The sequence below is a fragment of the Azorhizobium caulinodans ORS 571 genome, from assembly GCF_000010525.1.
In the GTDB taxonomy this organism is placed as follows: Bacteria; Pseudomonadota; Alphaproteobacteria; order Rhizobiales; family Xanthobacteraceae; genus Azorhizobium; species Azorhizobium caulinodans.
In genome coordinates this window covers 5,024,430-5,040,000 of record NC_009937.1, presented here as the reverse complement: position 1 = coordinate 5,040,000, position 15,571 = coordinate 5,024,430, and the positions used below count along the sequence as shown (strand labels likewise).

At 68.2% G+C, this 15,571-nt stretch carries 11 protein-coding genes (1 of these 11 running past the window's edge); 1 reads left to right on the top strand and 10 read right to left on the bottom strand.

All coding sequences use genetic code 11. The features are described from left to right. The 4 genes from AZC_RS22720 to AZC_RS22705 all read right to left on the bottom strand — a co-directional run. Nucleotides 1-897, bottom strand: partial view of an aminopeptidase gene (locus AZC_RS22720; protein ID WP_012172953.1) — the 5' portion only. Its footprint begins 360 nt before the window's first position; the window shows 897 of its 1,257 coding nt (coding positions 1-897); its start codon is at nucleotides 895-897; its stop codon lies beyond the left edge, outside the window. 92 nt (nucleotides 898-989) lie between these two features. Further along, nucleotides 990-3,455, bottom strand: a complete 2,466-nt coding sequence (locus AZC_RS22715; RefSeq protein ID WP_043879769.1) for a TonB-dependent siderophore receptor — start codon at nucleotides 3,453-3,455, stop codon at nucleotides 990-992. A 163-nt stretch (nucleotides 3,456-3,618) separates the two neighbouring features. Beyond that, the gene (locus tag AZC_RS22710; protein ID WP_012172951.1) at nucleotides 3,619-4,566 is read right to left on the bottom strand and encodes a FecR family protein; all 948 of its coding nucleotides are present in this window, start codon (nucleotides 4,564-4,566) and stop codon (nucleotides 3,619-3,621) included. Nucleotides 4,567-4,576: 10 nt separating this feature from the next. Then, complete coding sequence (locus AZC_RS22705; RefSeq protein ID WP_012172950.1) at nucleotides 4,577-5,101, bottom strand: RNA polymerase sigma factor; 525 nt, start codon at nucleotides 5,099-5,101, stop codon at nucleotides 4,577-4,579. Nucleotides 5,102-5,355: 254 nt separating this feature from the next. Between AZC_RS22705 and AZC_RS22700 the strand changes: the two genes are divergently transcribed. Then, entirely contained in the window at nucleotides 5,356-6,849 is a 1,494-nt protein-coding gene (locus AZC_RS22700) for an amidase (RefSeq protein ID WP_012172949.1), read from the top strand. 144 nt (nucleotides 6,850-6,993) lie between these two features. On the opposite strand, the gene AZC_RS26340 is transcribed toward AZC_RS22700, so the two are convergent. The 6 genes from AZC_RS26340 to AZC_RS22670 all read right to left on the bottom strand — a co-directional run bounded on the left by AZC_RS26340 (nucleotide 6,994) and on the right by AZC_RS22670 (nucleotide 15,508). Further along, complete coding sequence (locus AZC_RS26340) at nucleotides 6,994-10,401, bottom strand: autotransporter domain-containing protein (RefSeq protein ID WP_052286048.1); 3,408 nt, start codon at nucleotides 10,399-10,401, stop codon at nucleotides 6,994-6,996. Between the two features lie 350 nt (nucleotides 10,402-10,751). Beyond that, nucleotides 10,752-12,509: an alpha/beta fold hydrolase gene (locus AZC_RS22690; protein ID WP_012172947.1), complete on the bottom strand. Its 1,758-nt coding sequence runs from the start codon at nucleotides 12,507-12,509 to the stop codon at nucleotides 10,752-10,754. Between the two features lie 17 nt (nucleotides 12,510-12,526). Continuing rightward, on the bottom strand, nucleotides 12,527-13,462 hold the full coding sequence (locus AZC_RS22685) for an amino acid--[acyl-carrier-protein] ligase (RefSeq protein WP_012172946.1): 936 nt from the start codon (nucleotides 13,460-13,462) through the stop codon (nucleotides 12,527-12,529). Beyond that, on the bottom strand, nucleotides 13,459-14,649 hold the full coding sequence (locus AZC_RS22680) for an acyl-CoA dehydrogenase family protein (RefSeq protein WP_043879768.1): 1,191 nt from the start codon (nucleotides 14,647-14,649) through the stop codon (nucleotides 13,459-13,461). The genes AZC_RS22685 and AZC_RS22680 overlap by 4 nt, the downstream gene beginning before the upstream one ends. After that, nucleotides 14,646-14,912 (bottom strand): acyl carrier protein, encoded by a 267-nt coding sequence (locus AZC_RS22675; protein WP_052286047.1) that lies wholly within the window; start codon nucleotides 14,910-14,912, stop codon nucleotides 14,646-14,648. Before AZC_RS22675 ends, AZC_RS22680 begins: the two co-directional genes overlap by 4 nt. 170 nt (nucleotides 14,913-15,082) lie before the next feature. Then, nucleotides 15,083-15,508: a hypothetical protein gene (locus tag AZC_RS22670; protein WP_148209898.1), complete on the bottom strand. Its 426-nt coding sequence runs from the start codon at nucleotides 15,506-15,508 to the stop codon at nucleotides 15,083-15,085. Nucleotides 15,509-15,571: the final 63 nt, after the last annotated feature.

Below are 15,571 nucleotides of genomic sequence, written 5' to 3'. Positions count from 1 at the left end.
GACGATGCGCCCCGCCTCGAAGCGGACCTGAATGTTGTCGATCAGCGTGCCCTGATAGGAGAGGGGCTTGGTGCTGGAGACATGGCCTTCCACCCGGTGCGCGTGCGGGGTGGTGAACACCTCTTCGGTCGGAATGTTGGCATTGCAGACGATGCCGTTCTTGGCCATGGAGGCGCCGCCCTGCCATTCATGCCCGTCCGCCAGCCCGACGACGAGATCGGTACCGGGGCCGGTGAAGTGGAGCGCGGAGAAGCGCTTGTCGTTCAGCCATTCGGTGCGGGTGCGCAGGGCGGCGTTGTGGGCCGTCCAGTTGGCGATGGGGTCGTCATTGTCCACGCGGGAGGCGGCGAAGATGGCATCCGCGAGCTTCGCGACGGCAATGTCGTCCGCCACATCGGGAAACATCTGCCGGGCCCAGGCGACGCTCGGGAAGGCGACGATGTTCCAGTTGATGTCGAAGCCGGCGATCTTCTCCAATGCCGGCTTGTAGGCCAGCGAGTTGGCCTTCGAGGCGCGGGACACCTTGGCCGGATCCTCGCCCGACAGCAGCATGGGGTTGTCGCCCACGATGGCGAGGCGCGCGGTGTTCTGCGAGAAGGCTTTCGCGACACCCTCATAGAGCCAGCCGGCGGCGCGGTCGAAGCTGGCGTCGGGGGCGTTGCGATAGCGGGCGAGGGTGATTTCATCGTCCGAGAACAGAGGGATCACCAGGCCGGCGCCGGCCTTGTAGGCATGCTCGGCGATGCGGCGCACCAGCGGCAGCGCGGCGATGGGGGCGGTGAGGAAGAGGTCCTGCCCTTCCTGGAGGTTCAGGCCCACCTTCACGGCCACCTGCGCGAGGCGGTCGAGCTTCACCGGGTCGATGGTGGCGGAAACGTTGCGCTGGTGCTCGGTCATGGGGCTGTCCCTTAAAGGCTCATGCTCCATACATAGCGCGCCCGCGCGATTTCGGAATGCCTCGCCGGTGATTTGCCGGCGAGGCAGGCCTCTCACCAGCGGTAGGCGAGCGTGCCATAGACGGTGCGGCGCGTGCCGTAGAGCACCGAATTCCAGTAGAAGCCGGGCGTGTAATATTCGGTGTCCAGCAGGTTGGTGCCCGTGACCGAGAGGGTGGCGCCCTTCAGCCGCGGGTCGAGCTTTCCGAGGTCATAGCGCAAGGCGGCATCGAGCAGCGTGTAGCCCGGCACGCTGATCTGGGTGCCCGAGGTCGTGTTCATCACGGCATAGGAACTGCCGATGTAGCGCACGCCTGCGCCCGCGCCGAGGCCGTTCAGCGCGCCATCGCGGAAGGTGTAATAGGCCCAGAGGGACGCCGCATTCTCTGGCACGCCGGCGGGTACCGTGCCCACCTTGGAAACGCCGCTCTCGTTGGGATTGTCCTGCGTCACCCTGGCGTTGAGGTAGGTGTAGGAGGCGACGATATCGAGATTGTCGGTGAGGCTGGCCTTCCCTTCCAGCTCAAGGCCGCGCGAGCGCACCGCGCCATCCTGCACCGAGTAGCCATAGTTGATGGGATCGTTCGTCAGCACGTTCTGCTGGGTGATCTGGAATACCGACGCCGTGAACATGCCGCGCCAGCCGGTGGGCTCGTATTTGATGCCCGCCTCATACTGCTCGCCCGTGGTGGGCTTGAAGGCATTGCCGTTGTAGTCCGTGCCCGCCACCGGCTGGAAGGAGGTGGAATAGCTGACATAGGGCGTGACGCCGGCATCGAACCTATAGCCGAGGCCGACGCGGCCGGTGAAGGCGGAGTCGGTGGCGACGCTTTTGGTGTCAGTGAAGCCGAAATCGGCCAGCAGGGTACGCGAGTTGAAGTTGTATTCCTCGTCCCGCACGAAATCCTGCCGTCCGCTCAGCGTCAGCCGCCAGTTGCCCAGCGAGAGCTGGTCCTGCGCGTAGAAGCCGATCTGGGTGATTTTACTCTGGGTGTCCGACCACGGCAGGCCGAACGCATAGGCGAAATTGTAGTTCGGGGTGAAGATGCTCAGCGCGTTGTAGTTGGTGGAATTGGTCCGCGTCTCGGTCGAGTTGTAATAGCCCGCATCCACGCCGAACAGCAGGTCATGGCCGATGGGGCCGGTTGCGAACTTGCGCGAGACGTTGGTGTCGATGAGGAAGCTGTCGGAGGTCTTCGGCCGCTGCTGAACGCCGATATTGATATACTGACCGTCCACGACGGCGAGCGTCGCATCCGAACCCCAGGAGGAGACGTAATCCACGTCGGAATGGGTGTAGCGCGCGTTCTGCGTCAGCTTCCAGCCGCTGTCGAACTCGTGCTTGAACTCGTAGCCTGCCGAGAGGTTCTCCACTGTCCAGTTGGTGAGCCCCGGTGCCCCGAGATAGAGGCTGGGCGAGATCTTCGGCGTCCCCGGGGTGGCGAACACCGTGTTGGCCATGGGCAGGCTCTGCTCCGAACCGCCCTTTTCCGTCTTCTGGTAGCTGGTGAGGAGGGTGAGGCTGGTCTGGCCGGTGGGCTGGAACGTCACGGCCGGCGCGAAATAGATGCGGTTGTCCGGCGAGTAGTTGATCTGTGTGTCACTGTCGCGCCAGAGGCCGGTGAGGCGATAGAGAACGGTGCCTTCCTGCGTCGCCGGGCCGCCGATGTCGAACGCCCCCTGAAGCCTGTCGAAACTGCCGCCGAGGAGTTCGATCTCCCGCACATTATAGGTCGTGGGGCGCTTGGTGACGGCATTGACGAGGCCGCCCGGTACGCCCGCTCCATAAAGGGCGGAGGCCGGGCCTTTCACCACGTCGAGCCGTTCCAGCCCGTAGGTCTCGACGTCGGCATCATAGGCGTTGAAGCCGCCGCGCAGGCCATCCCGGTAGAAGGCGGCCTGGTCAATGGCACGGAAGCCGCGCAGGTAGATGTCCGGCATGCCCTGGCCGCCAGGATAGTCCACCACGCGCACGCCCGGTGTATAGGCGACGGCGCTGTTGAAATCCTGCACACCGCGCTGGTCCATCTCCGCCCGCGTCACCACGCTGATGGACTGGGGAATGTCGATGAGCGGGGTGTCCGTCTTGGTGCCGGCGGAGGTGGCCAGCGCCACCAGTTGCTGGTCGTCCCCCTTGCCGGCCACGTCGATGGTATCGAGCAGGATCGTCCCGCCCGCATCGCTTCCCTGCGCCGCGGGGGCGCTGATAGTCACCGTGTTGGCGCTGATGAAGCGGTAGACGAGGCCCGTGCCCTGCAGGAGGCGGGCGAGTGCGATGTCGCGGGAATAGGTGCCGGAGAGCCCCGGGCTCTTGCGTCCCGCCACGAGATCGGAGGGGAAAAGCAGACGCAGCCCGGCCTTGTCCGCGAAGGTCGTGAGGGCCGCCCCGAGATCCTGCGCGGGAATGCTGTAGGCGACGGGAGCCGGTGCCTGCGCCCGCGCCGGGGTGCCGGCGCTACCTGCCGCGAGCAGGAGCCCGAGGGCGACCGAGCCCAGCCAACCACAGCGCCGCCGCTCCATGCATCCTGCTCCTGCCGTCAGCTTGCCCATCATCGTCCTCCGGATCCGTGCATCGCGCCGGCGCGGCCGGTCGCATGTGTTCGAGGCAAGGACGAAACGATCGCTGCGGGCTTGCAGCGCCCCGGCGTGCTTTTCTGCTGAGTACCTGCTCTTTTTCAGGATTCTAAAGAATGAGACTGACGAACGGCAGCCGCACGACCCGCACCGGCAGGGTCTGTTCGATGGTGTCGAGCACCGAGAGCGGGTCGTTCAGGTCAAACACGCCGGTCACTTCCAGCGCGCCGACGCTGCCGGAGGCGATCACAAGGCGCGTGCGCGTGTGGCGCTGGAGTTCGCCCACCACATCCGCCAGCGGCCGGCGGTCGAAGATCAGCTTTCCCCGCCGCCAGGATGTGGCATGCGCAGCGTCGATGGCGGTGGGGCGGCCGAGGGTGCCGGCGCCGTAGCGTACGGTCTCGTTGGCGAGCAATGTCACCGCAGGAAGGGGACCCTGCACACCCACCGACACCTGGCCTTCCAGCACGGTGACGACGGTGGCCTCCCTGCGGATGTCCACGTCGAACTGCGTACCGACGGCGCGCGTCCAGCCGTCTGCGGCCCCGACGATGAAGGGGCGGGCGGCATCCGGCGTCACCGTGAAGAGGGCCTGCCCCGCGATCAGCGTCAGGCGGCGGGTGGCGGGGGAGAAGTCCACGGCCAGCGCGGAGCTGGCGTTGAGCAGCACGCGGGAGCCGTCGGCCAGCGTAATTTCGCGGGTCTCGTTCACGCTCGTGGCATAGTCCGCTCTCGGCCCGCCGGGCCACAGCCCCGTGCCCGCGCCCGCAAGCCCCAGTGCGGCCAGCGCGCCGGTACCGAGGACCGCCCGCCGAGTGATCCGGGCCCGGCTCGCCCTGCGCTCTGCCCTGAGGCCGGCGCCGGCACTGCCGAGCCCATGCCAGAGCGCCTCGGCCTCGGCGGCGGCTGCCTCGTGGGCGGCGCTCTGGGCACGCCAGCGGGTGAAGGCGCCGCGCTCCTCCGGCGGGCTGCGGCCGGAATGGAGGCGGACCATCCACTCGATGGCCTCGTCGCTGAGGGCGATGTCGGCAAGCTCGGGGCGCGGAGAGCGGGGCATGGGGCCGCCCTCAGCCCATGGCCCGCAGATGGTCACGGCAGTGCCGCAGCGCCTGCGCGAGATATTTCGCGACCATGCTCTCCGAGACCTTCAGACGGGCGGCGACCTGCGCATGGCTCATCCCGTCGCAGCGGTTCATCAGCAGCGCCGCACGCGGCTTGGCCGGCAGCTCGGCCAGAGCCATCACCAGCGCCCGCAATTCGTCCCGGTGCAGCGCATAGGCCTCCGGAGAAGGCGCGAGATCGGCAATCTCGCGCAGCACGGCCTCATCGCTGATGCAGCGCATGGCGTGGCGCCGCTCACGCCGCAGCAGGTCGATGGCGATATTGCCCGCGATGCGCAGCAGGAAGGCGTGGTTGTCCCGCACCCCCACCGGCTGCTCCCGCATCCCCGCGAGACGCAGCCAGGTTTCCTGCAAGGCTTCGTCGGCGAGATCGCGCGATCCCACGCGGCGGGCCAGATGGCCGCGCAGCTCCCGCCACTGGCGCATATAAGCCAGCATCAGCTCGGAAGGGATATCGGTGGCGAGCGACATGACGCGAAGGGGAAGCAGGGATCGTGGAAGCTGGACCGACGATAGTTCACGGGAGGGTTTTTCAGCAACATCAATGATTTAGAGTTCTGCTAAAGAAGAACTGCAGGTGTCGCTCCGGCCATTTCTGGCGCCCCCGCGGGCGGGGCGCCCAACATTTGGACGTGCACTGCCCCCACATTCAGCGGCGGATAAATTGCAAGCCGGACAATGACTTCTATGATCTTCCGCAGCCTTTTCCTGCGCCCGGATCGCCCATGACCGCTCCCTGTGACCTGACCGCCATCGAACTGCGCCGCCGCATCGGTGCCAAGGAGATTTCGCCGGTCGAAGTGCTCGAGTCCTGCCTGACGCGGATCGCGCTCATCAATCCGGCCGTGAACGCCATGGTCGTGCTCGATGCGGACCGCGCACGGGCGGCGGCGCGGGAGGCGGAGGCCGCCGTGATGCGCGGCGATGACCTCGGCCCGCTGCACGGCATCCCGGTGGCGGTGAAGGACGCGCAGGACCTCAAGGGCGTGCGCACCACCTATGGCAGCCCCATCCATGCCGATCACGTGCCGGCGCAGGACGGCGCCTGCATCGCCCGCCTGCGGGACGCCGGCGCCATCCTGATCGGCAAGACCAACACGCCGGAATGGTCGGCGGGGGCGAACAGCCGCAATCCGGTGCATGGCGTCACGGCCAATCCGTTCGATCTCACCCGATCGGCGGCGGGCTCGTCCGGCGGCTCGGCGGCGGCGCTTGCCTGCGGCATGGCGCCCCTCGCCTCCGGGTCGGACATGGGCGGCAGCCTGCGCAATCCGGCGGGCTATTGCGGCATCGTCGGCATGCGCCCGTCCCCCGGTCTGGTCGCCAGCGACAAAAGGGCGATCGGCTGGTCGCCGCTCGCCACCGACGGCCCGATGGCGCGGACCGTGGCGGATACCGCCCTCATGCTCTCCGTTATGGCGAGCGACGACGCGCGCGATCCGCTGGCCTATACGCTGCCGGACGAGCCGGTGCGCGGCCGCCCGGAGCGCTGGGTTCTCCCCCCTGTCGCCCTCAAGGGGCTGAAGCTCGCCTTCACCGATGATTTCGGCTTCGCGCCGACGGAGCAGCACATCCGCCGCGTCTTCCGCAGCCGCGTCGGAGCGATCTCGTCCCTGTTCGCCGAGGTCGAGGAGGCCGCGCCCGACTGCACCGGCGCGGACGACGCCTTCGCCGTGCTGCGGGCCTCCAACTTCCTCGCCAGCCATGGTGCGGGCTATCGCACCCATCCGCACATGTATGGACCGCTCGTGCGGGCCAATCTGGAGGAGGCGCTCACCTACAGCCTCTCCGATTACGCCCGCGCCGCGTCTGCGCAGACCCGCATCTATCGCGCCTATCAGGCCTTCTTCGCGCAGCATGACGTCCTGGTCAGCCCGACCATCACCTTGAGCCCGCGGCCCTGGTCGGAATCTTATCCCACCGAGATCGATGGGGTGGCGACGCAGAGCTATTACCACTGGCTGGCGCTCGCCTATGCGGTGACACTGGCGGGCCATCCGGCGGTGAGCCTGCCGCTCGGCCGGGACGAGGCGGGCTTGCCCTTCGGTCTCCAGATCGTCGGGCGGCGTGGCGGGGATGCGCAGGTGCTGGCGGTGGCGGCGGCGCTGGAGGAGGCCTGCGCCTCCGAGCCTCTGCTGTGCCGGCCGGTGCCCGATCTCGTTGCGCTCGCCGAAGCCAAGCCGCTGCGGGACGCGCCGGGGTTCCTCGACTGGATCTAGGCTCGGCGTTCGGGGGAGCCTGCCGGCACCAGCCCAAAGAAACGCCCGCCGTTCAGCTCTGTCGGAGCCGGACGGCGGGCGTTTTCGTCTGAAGGGGATCAGGAGGCTGCGCGCGGGACTGGCCCGCGCGCAACACGTGTCAGCTCAGAACTGCACCTTCAGGCCGCCGGAGCCCGCGTAGCTGGTGCTGTTGTCCGAGAACAGACCGTTGAAGTTGGCGAAGACCGCCGTGTTGGCGGTGACGCCGAACTCCAGACCCACCTTTGTCTGCACCGCATCCGCCGAGGGGCTCACGCCCTGCACGAGGAAGCTGCTGCCGGGCAGGGCGACGAAGCTGTTGGTCAGGCTGCGGTCGGAATAGAAGTCGTGCACATAGGCGAGCGTCGCATCCGCCCGCAGGGCGCGGCCGCCGTCCATCGGCATGGCCGCATCGAAGCGGGTGCCGAGGAAGAGCGGGGCGCTCTGCGTGCTCTGGCCGTTCACCTGCAGGCTGAGGTTGCCCACGGTGCCGGTCTGGCTGTTGACTTCATTGAAGGCCGAGCTGTTGAGCGTCGCGAACTCCATGGCGGCGAACGGCGTGACGCCGAAGGCGCCGAAGCCGAAGCGCTTGCCGATTTCGCCGCGGACCCGCGCCTCGTAGGAGTCGAAGCTGCCCTTCTCGTTCTCGGCCGCCAACGCGCCGACGCCGCCGGCGACGCGCTTCACATCATTGGAGAAGCCGCTGAAGGTGAAGACGCCGCGCACATAGCTGTCCGACGGCAGGGCATAGGTGGTGTAGAGCGAGATGTGCGCGCCATCCACCGTGCCCGATGTGTTGAGGCTCGTGGTGCTGAACTGTGAGGTGGAGCCGCCGAGCGCGATGCCCACCAGCCAGTCCGGCTGCACGCGATAGTCGAGACCGACGAGGCCGCCCCAGGTGGTGCTGCTCTGGCCGGTGAGACCGGGCGCGCTGTCGATGCTGGTGGTGCTGCCGAAGGCGCCGCCCCACACGTTCCAGCGCTGTTCCGGCGCGGGCGCCGGCACCGCCTTCACGGGCGGGAACTTGGTCTTCGGCGCGGCGGCATAGTTCAGCGCCGGGGACGACGCGGACGCTGCCGGCGCGGTGCGGCCGTAGGTGAACCAGGTGTCCTGCTGGTCCTGGATGTTGGAGGTGAAGGCGGAGGTGGCCTGGAGGGCCGCGCCCTGGCTGGCGGTCAGACCCGCGCCGCTGACGCTGTCGAGAGCCGCCTGGCCAAGGCCGGCGGACGCCTGGTTGCTCAGGAAGACGCCGTTGACGAGCGTTCCGGCCGCGGCGGTGGCCGCAGAGGGCGCCGCCGCGTTGAGGGCGGCGCCGACGCTGCGCTGATTGGCCGTGGCCGCGACGGTAGCGTAGTTCACGTCCGTGCGGTTCATGGTCAGCGTCACGGTCTTGGCGTCATAGGACAGAGCGGACGTCAGGTTCGAGCCGCTCGTGGTGACGCCGGCGAACTGGCCGTTCACGCCGCCGGTGGCGCTGATGAGCGCCACCTGGGTGAAGGGCAGGAAGGTGCCGGTGGCGCCCACCTGTACCGTGCCGCCCTGAAGGGTGGCGGTGCCGTTCACCTGCACGTTGCTCGTGGCCGTGGGGGTGGCGGTGATGAGGAGCTTGGAATTGGCCGCCATGGCGAGGTTGCCGTTGACGGTGAGTGTGCCGGCGCTGCCGAGCGTGCCCGGCATGAGCGTGCCGCCGCCGTTCACGGTCACGTTGCCGACCCGACCGGTGCCGCCCAGCGTGCCGCCGGAGTTGACCGTGGTCGGCGAGACGATGGAGCCGTTCACGATCAGGTAGCCGCCATTGATGACGGTGGGGCCGGTGTAGGTGTTGTTGCCGGAGAGGGTGAGCTGGCCCGTACCGCCCTTGGTGAGGCCGCCGGTGCCGGTGATGTCGTTGCGCCAGGCGTCGGCCGCGTTGTAGCCGCCGAGGCTCGCGTCCATGGTCACGTTCACCTGGCTGTTGAACGCGCCATAGCCGTCGAAGGCGGCGTAGAGGTTGAGCTGGCCCCAGCCATCATAGGTGTTGCCGCTCAGCTGGGCATAGCCGGAGGGCAGCGCGGTGGTGGCGAGGATCTCGGTGCGCTGCGCGTCGCTCAGATAGGGGAAGCGGGTCAGCAGCAGCACCTGGGCCTGAACGGGCACGTCCGCCGCCGTCATGGCCTTCACCGGGCCGATGACCGGCAGGCCATAGGTGAGCCGGGCCGTATAGAGCGCCTTGTTGGCGGCCGAATAGGCGAGCGGATCGGTCGCGCCGAAGCCTGCCGCCTGCGCCTGCTGGATGCAGGCCTGTACGCTCACCGCATTGCAGGAGGCGGCGAGATAGTTCTGGGTGTCGTTATAGGCCTGATAGACCGCATAGGCCGAGGCATTGGCCGGATTGGTCCAGTCGAGGCGGTTGCCGGTGGAATCATAGAGCGCGCCGTAGATGTTGGTGGCGACGATGGCGCTCGATTCCATGCGGCCGCCGATCACGTCGAGCGGCGAGTGCATGCCGGCGAGGATGCGGTTGTTGCCGAGCTCCGAGGCCGCCATCAGCATTTCCTGGCCGCGCTGCGGCACGAGGAAGGCGACGGCGTAGGACTGGAGATAGCCCGAATTGGTATGGCCGCTCGGGAAGCCGCCGTCCGCATAGGGATTGGTGCCGTTGATGCGCTGGTAGAGCAGCGTCGGGATGTTCACGGCGCTGGTGACGCGGAACGGACGCGGGGAGGTGCCGATGCCCGGCACGTAGTCGCCCACATTGAACAGGGTGGGCGTGAAGTTGCCGGCCGCGTCATAGCTGCCGACGTTCGGCACGCTGATGGGCTGGCCGCCATTGGCCGCCACCATGGCCGCCGTGACGGTGAAGCCCTTCACCCAGTTGTCGACGGTGCCGTAAGCCGCCGGCACGGTGAACTGCGAGAGATAGCCCGGCACCACGAAGCTTGCGGTATCGGCGGTGGTGAGGCCCGTCTTGGTGGCGGCGCTGTAGTTCTGGTAGCGGGAGTCCAGCGGATTGATGGCCGGGGTCGCGCCCTGATAGCGGTCGAACGTGCGCTTGGCCGGCTCGGTCGAGGCGTTGGCGCGGGCGATGTTGTCGATGAAGTTCACCGCCGAGGCGAGCGGCGTCTTCGTGCCATTGCCGAAGGTCTGGGAGCCGGCGCTGGCATTGCTGAGATAGTTGATGTCGCGCTGGTAGTCCGCGAGCGTGCCGGTGACATAAGTGGTCGGGGTCAGGCTCTGGGGCGCGGTGCCCGAGGTGGAGGCGCCGGCGCCCGTCAGGTAGAAATTCGTCAGCGGACCGAGGCCGTTCATCACGTTGTAGGCCTGCGAGGTCCGGTCTGCGCGGATCGCTGCTTCCGTCTGCGCCGCCGTGCGGTTCTGCGTCATGGAGACCACGGTCTGATAGTTCTTCACCATCACTTCGGGATGGTTGACCATCAGATCAGTGTAGGCGTCGAGCACCTTGGTCAGCGTGGTGCCGGTCGCGGGAGTCGTGCTGTTGACGAAGTTGACGGGCGGAGAGGTGGGAACCTGCTGCGCCAGGGCGTAAGCCGGCAAAAGAAAAGTAGACGAAAACAACGCGATCGATAGACGACGCACTTCACCCTCCATACGAGCCCACCATGGCGCGTGCTGGCGATGCGCTTAGATAGGCTGCGTTACAGATTGATGACGTGCTCGTCTTTGATCCTACTATTCATCAGGAATATCGCCGAGCATAACAAGTGATAGCAATCAGAGGTATCAACGTGCGATGCTTGTACCATTATTTGCCGGCGTTCATCTCGGAAACATGGGTGCCGGATTGTTGACCTAGGGTCAGATGGACCTGATCCATTAGGCGTCGCCGCGTCCCGAAATAATCGCGCGGCAGCGTGTCTTGCGAAAATATTGCAACTTTTGGAAGATTACGCCGGATGTTCTTCGCTCGCCTGTCGGCTGCCAGCCTCCGGCGCCTCGGGGGGTAGGCCGAGCATCTCCTCGAGGATGCGCGCATAGGCATCGAACATCCACGCGTTGGTGAGCGTGTGATCCGCATTCTCGATGAAGCGCAGGTCGGCATATCCGGCATCGACCAGATCCCGCTGGTGGTCGGGAAAGAGGATGCCGAGCTCCACCAGACCCCAATCCTGCGTGCCGTAGACCAGCGTGAGGGCCGTGCCGTGGGCGACCAGCGCCTGTAGCAGGCGGCGGGCGCGGGCGCCCGGCTGAAGCGCGGGAAGGAAGCGCCGGAGCGTGCCCTTGAGGCGGCAGCTCACGGACAGAAGGGCATAATGCCAGAGCAGCAGCACCCGCTGCGTCACATAGCGGCGCCGGAAGAAGGCGGGGCCGAACTCCGGATTCCGGTTCCAGAGGAGGGCGGCGCGCCAGCGGCGCGTCCTGTCTGCGAGGCGCACCGCCAGCCGGAGCGGGCGGCGCCAGAGCGGAATGGCCGGGTCCTCGTCGCGAATGTAGAAATAGGGGAGATTGACGAGCACCGCGGCCCGAATGCGGGGATCGTTCGCCGCCGCATGAAGGCCGATATAGGCGCCGGCGCAGATGCCGGTGAGCAGCACCCGGCTGCTGCCCTGCTGCACCAGTTGGTCCACGGCGGCGCGGACATCCTCCACGCGGCCGAGATCATGGAAGCCGACGGTTTCGTCGGGGTCGGCCGGTGCGCAATCTCCGATCTTGTCGAGGTCGAGCCGCAGGGTCGGCACACCCTGGGCCGCCAGCCGCCGGGCCAGCCGCACGCCGCTGCGGCCATTGCCGGTGTGGTGATTGAGGCCGGAATTTAGGATCACCGCTCCCCAGTCGGCCTTCACATGCGCGGGGCGTGTGAGGATGCCGAGCGCCCGGCCGCCGGGCCCGAGCCGCAGCACGAGCTCCTGAAGACCCGGCGCGACCTCCAGCGCCTCTCGGGCCGGCGGAACTGGTGGAACCGCCGCGCCTGCCGCTCCCTCGGCGAGCCATGCCGCCGTCTCGCGGAAGGCGCACAGCGGAAGCATCAGATCCTGCGCATGCTGCGCCAGGCCGTCATGGTGCTGGAAGGGCCCCCACGCGATGTCCGCGGGGAGCGCCGCGGGCCGGGCGGCTGGGGAAGCGATCCGCACCCGCACATGGGAAAGGCTGCCGAGCCGGGCCTCGCCGTCCAGAATCCGCAGCCGTGCGAGATCATCATTGTGCAGCCGATAGCCGAGGAACTCCCGCCAGCCGGGCGGCAGGCTGCCCTCGCGTGAGGGCACCATCGAGCCGCTGAGCAGAAGCTCACGGGCGTAGGTCTTTCCCGACAGGACGGGCGCGAGGAGCGCCAGGGCGGAGATGCCGCCGAACGTCTGCGCCGCCTCGATCGCTAGCAGCCCGCCAAGGCGCAGTCCGCACAGGGCGATATCCTCAAGGCCGGTCTGCGCCTTGAGGAAAGCCGCCGCCGCGCCGATGCTGGCGATCCAGCGCTCGATCTGGCCCGGCGTTTCTTCCCCTGCGGAATCCCCCGTTCCCGGATAATGGAAGCTCAGCGTCGGCAGCCCGGCTTCGGCGCACGTGCGGGCGAGCACCAGCGTGGCGCGCTGGGTGCTCAGGGCCTCATAGCCGAAGCTTTCGCAGATGATCACGCCGCGCCCGCGCGCCCGTCCCTCCGCCGGCAGGTGCAGCCAGCCGGCGCAACCGTCGAAGCTGATGGGAAGCATGGTGGGGGCGGCCGCCGTCAGACGAACAGTTCGGCCCGGACCCCGGCCGGCCAGAGCCGGGCATCGAAGCCGTGATGCCGAAACAGCGCCAGCGTCAGCCGCTCGATGCCGAAGGCCACGCATCCGCTGCGCACCATTCCGCCGGCGGCGTCCCTCAGGGGCCAGATCTCCGAGAAATGCGTCATGTGATAGTTGCAGCTGATGCAGGCGGTGGGCTCGCTGGTGCTGCCCACCGGCACCAGCAGCTCGAACTTGAGCAACTGCTCCATCTGCCCGGCGGCCATGATCTTGCCGCCGCGCCCGAAGAAGGGGTCGCTCGCCGGCGCGGTCGCGGAGGGCAGGCCGAGCGTTTCCAGCCAGCGACTGGCGCGGGCCATCCATCCATCGCGGAAGGCCAGCACCTGGGCCTCGCTGCCGATGCGGACCAGTTCGCGCATGCGGAACATCTGCATGCGGCAGGGGTCCACGGAGGGCTCGTGCCGGAAGCAGTAGGAGGAGACGTCCACCAGCCGTCCGGCCTCGGCCAGAGGGCCCTGTGCGGCGACGACCGGATAGACCGGATAGCAGGCGGCCGGCGTCACCACGACTTCGGAGGGCTGCTGGAGATCGTCCCAGTCCTCTCCGGCCTCGATGCAGGCCAGCATGCGGCGGTGGTCCGCCTCATTGCCGCAGAAGCAGTTCACCGTGCCGGCGAGATGGGGAAAGCCCTTGAGATAGCCGCTGGCGATGAACTCCTGCCGCGACATGACCGGAGGAAAGCGCATCCGCTCGGGCGCATCGGCCGCCGCAAGGCGCGTGATGGCGGCTTCGAGCGCGTCCGCCACGGTCTCGTAGGCGGCGCCGCGGCCGTAGAGGCCATCGACGCCGGTGGGGATCAGCAGGCCGGCGGCGATCAGCTCGGCCCGGAAGGCGGCGGCCGAACTTACGGGAAAGGCCAGTTCCACGCGGCTCATGGCAGGTCCTGTTCTGCGTCGAAGGCGCCGAAGGCGGTGCGGTTCACCAGCAGCAGCCGCCCGGCGTCGGCGAGGATGGCGTCATTGTTGATCATCAGGGGCGCCGCATAGAGGTCGCGCAGATGGCGGCTCAGGCTGTAGGGCCCCTCGTTGCTATAGGCGGTGAAGCCACACAGGCGCATGCCCATGTCGGCCACGGTGAGCGCGGTGTCGGAGAGCCGCGTCTTGAGCAGGATCGCCTCCAGCGCGCCCGGATCTGCCCGCTGTCCGTCATACACGGTGATGGCGCGAGCGAGGGCGGCCTCCATGTCCTGGAGGTGCCCGTGCATGCGCGCGAGCGTCGGCAGGCCGCGCTCGGCCGCAGACGAGCCGCTGCGCATCCGCGTGCGCAGGAAGGCGCGGCAGCGGGCCAGCACGTCGGTTGCAATGCCGAGCCAGACCGCGCCCCACAGGATGTGGGCATTGGGCACCATGGTCTGTTGCGCGATCTCGCCGAAAGGGACGTCCAGAACCTGTGCCCGGTCGCCCGTGCCGCTGATGCGGAAGCCGCCGCTGCCGGTGCCGCGCAGGCCCAGCGCATTCCAGCCACGATAGGGCTCGACGGTCGCCCCGGCGCGCGGCAGCACCACGAGCACCTGATCGGAGGCATCCGCCTCGGCGTCCTTGCGGGCCGTCAGGAGGAAGGCGTCGGCCTCGGCGCCGTAGGACACGGTCGAGCCCTGCTTCTCCAGCCGGAAGCGCCCTTCGCCGGCCGGCTCGACGGCGCAGCGGCTGGTGCGCAGGCGCCCGCCAATGCCCTCCTCGGACGTGACGGAGGCGAGCAGCAGGCCCTGCGCTGCCACGGCGGCGGTGAAGTCGCGCAGCCACGCATTGTCGCCCGCATGCCGGACGAGGCAGGCGAGCTGGTTGTGGTGCATGGCGAAGACCATGGCGGTGGAGGCGCAGGCCGCCCCGAGCTCGCAGGCCATTCGCGCCAGCGTCGCCATGCCGGTTCCCGCGCCGCCGAGTGCCGGTGGCACGGCGCAGCCGAGCGCGCCGGAGGCCTTCAGCGCCGCCACGGCCTCCGCGGGGTAGCGGCCCTCCTGATCGACGGCGGCGGCGTGGGTGCGGGCCGTCTCGCAGACCTGCGCCCAAAGTTCGCGATCGGGCGCCTCGGCCCGCGGGGCGAGGTCGAGGGCGCCGGTCATGCCGCTGCGGCCGCGCCGAGCTGCCGGCGGACCAGCGCCGCGAGCCCGCCCAGCGTCTGGAAGGTCGCACGGGTGAGGGCATCGTCCGGAAAGGCGATGTCGAACCGGGCCTCGATTTCCAGCATCACATTGACGGTGGCGAGCGAGGAGAGGCCGAGGCCGTAGAGGTCGTCGTCCGGCCCGATGGCGGCAGCGGCGACGGCCACCTTGCCCTGCACCTTGAGGATCTCGCGCAGCTGGTTCTCGATTGCCTGATCGGTCACGTCCGCATGCCTCCTCGAGCCATTCCCGCCGGGCGGGCCCGGTCCGGGCGCCTTCCGGAAACGGCCGGCTTACCCATCGCGCCAGCACTCTCCATGGAGGCACTTAACTACCATAGTCACGCGGCCGTGAGCAGCCTCTTTGTCAGGCATACAGACGATTTCAGCTGTCCTTAGGGCACCGTTCCGGGGCGGCAGGTGAAGGCAGGCCAGGGGGCGTCGTGATAAAAAGGGCGCAGCTCGATCTTCTGCAGGTGCCGCCAGATTTCATGCCGGGCCGGAGGACACAGGCGCATCATGGCCGAGGTCGGATTGCCCCGCCATGCGGCGGGCGGATGAATCTCCACGGAGAAGAGGCCGAGATTGTAGATCGGCTCCTTGGCCCACCATTCGGTCGGCAGGCGGCTTGCAACGTAGCTGCGGATCTCGAGGCGCGGATCGAACGGAAAGGGGTCGATCTCCGGATCGGTGCTGCCCTGTGCCGGCAGATCGCTGCGGGGCATGCCCTGCAACTGGGCGCCGGCGGGTTCCGCGAGGCTTGCGGCCAGAAGGGCACCGCCGGCCAAGGCGCTTGCGACTTTCGCGAGCGCATGTTTCATCCTGCCCCCGGCCGTACGGGCGACCGGCGCGGTGTGACCAGCGGAGGCGGTTCCTCGCGACTT

Excerpts from the sequence above, each read along its gene's own strand:
- AZC_RS22715 (WP_043879769.1), bottom strand. The coding sequence starts at position 3,455 with ATGGAGCGGCGGCGCTGTGGTTGGCTGGGCTCGGTCGCCCTCGGGCTC.
- AZC_RS22710 (WP_012172951.1), bottom strand. The coding sequence starts at position 4,566 with ATGCCCCGCTCTCCGCGCCCCGAGCTTGCCGACATCGCCCTCAGCGAC.
- AZC_RS22705 (WP_012172950.1), bottom strand. The coding sequence starts at position 5,101 with ATGTCGCTCGCCACCGATATCCCTTCCGAGCTGATGCTGGCTTATATG.
- AZC_RS22700 (WP_012172949.1), top strand. The coding sequence starts at position 5,356 with ATGACCGCTCCCTGTGACCTGACCGCCATCGAACTGCGCCGCCGCATC.
- AZC_RS22690 (WP_012172947.1), bottom strand. The coding sequence starts at position 12,509 with ATGCTTCCCATCAGCTTCGACGGTTGCGCCGGCTGGCTGCACCTGCCG.
- AZC_RS22685 (WP_012172946.1), bottom strand. The coding sequence starts at position 13,462 with ATGAGCCGCGTGGAACTGGCCTTTCCCGTAAGTTCGGCCGCCGCCTTC.
- AZC_RS22680 (WP_043879768.1), bottom strand. The coding sequence starts at position 14,649 with ATGACCGGCGCCCTCGACCTCGCCCCGCGGGCCGAGGCGCCCGATCGC.
- AZC_RS22670 (WP_148209898.1), bottom strand. The coding sequence starts at position 15,508 with ATGAAACATGCGCTCGCGAAAGTCGCAAGCGCCTTGGCCGGCGGTGCC.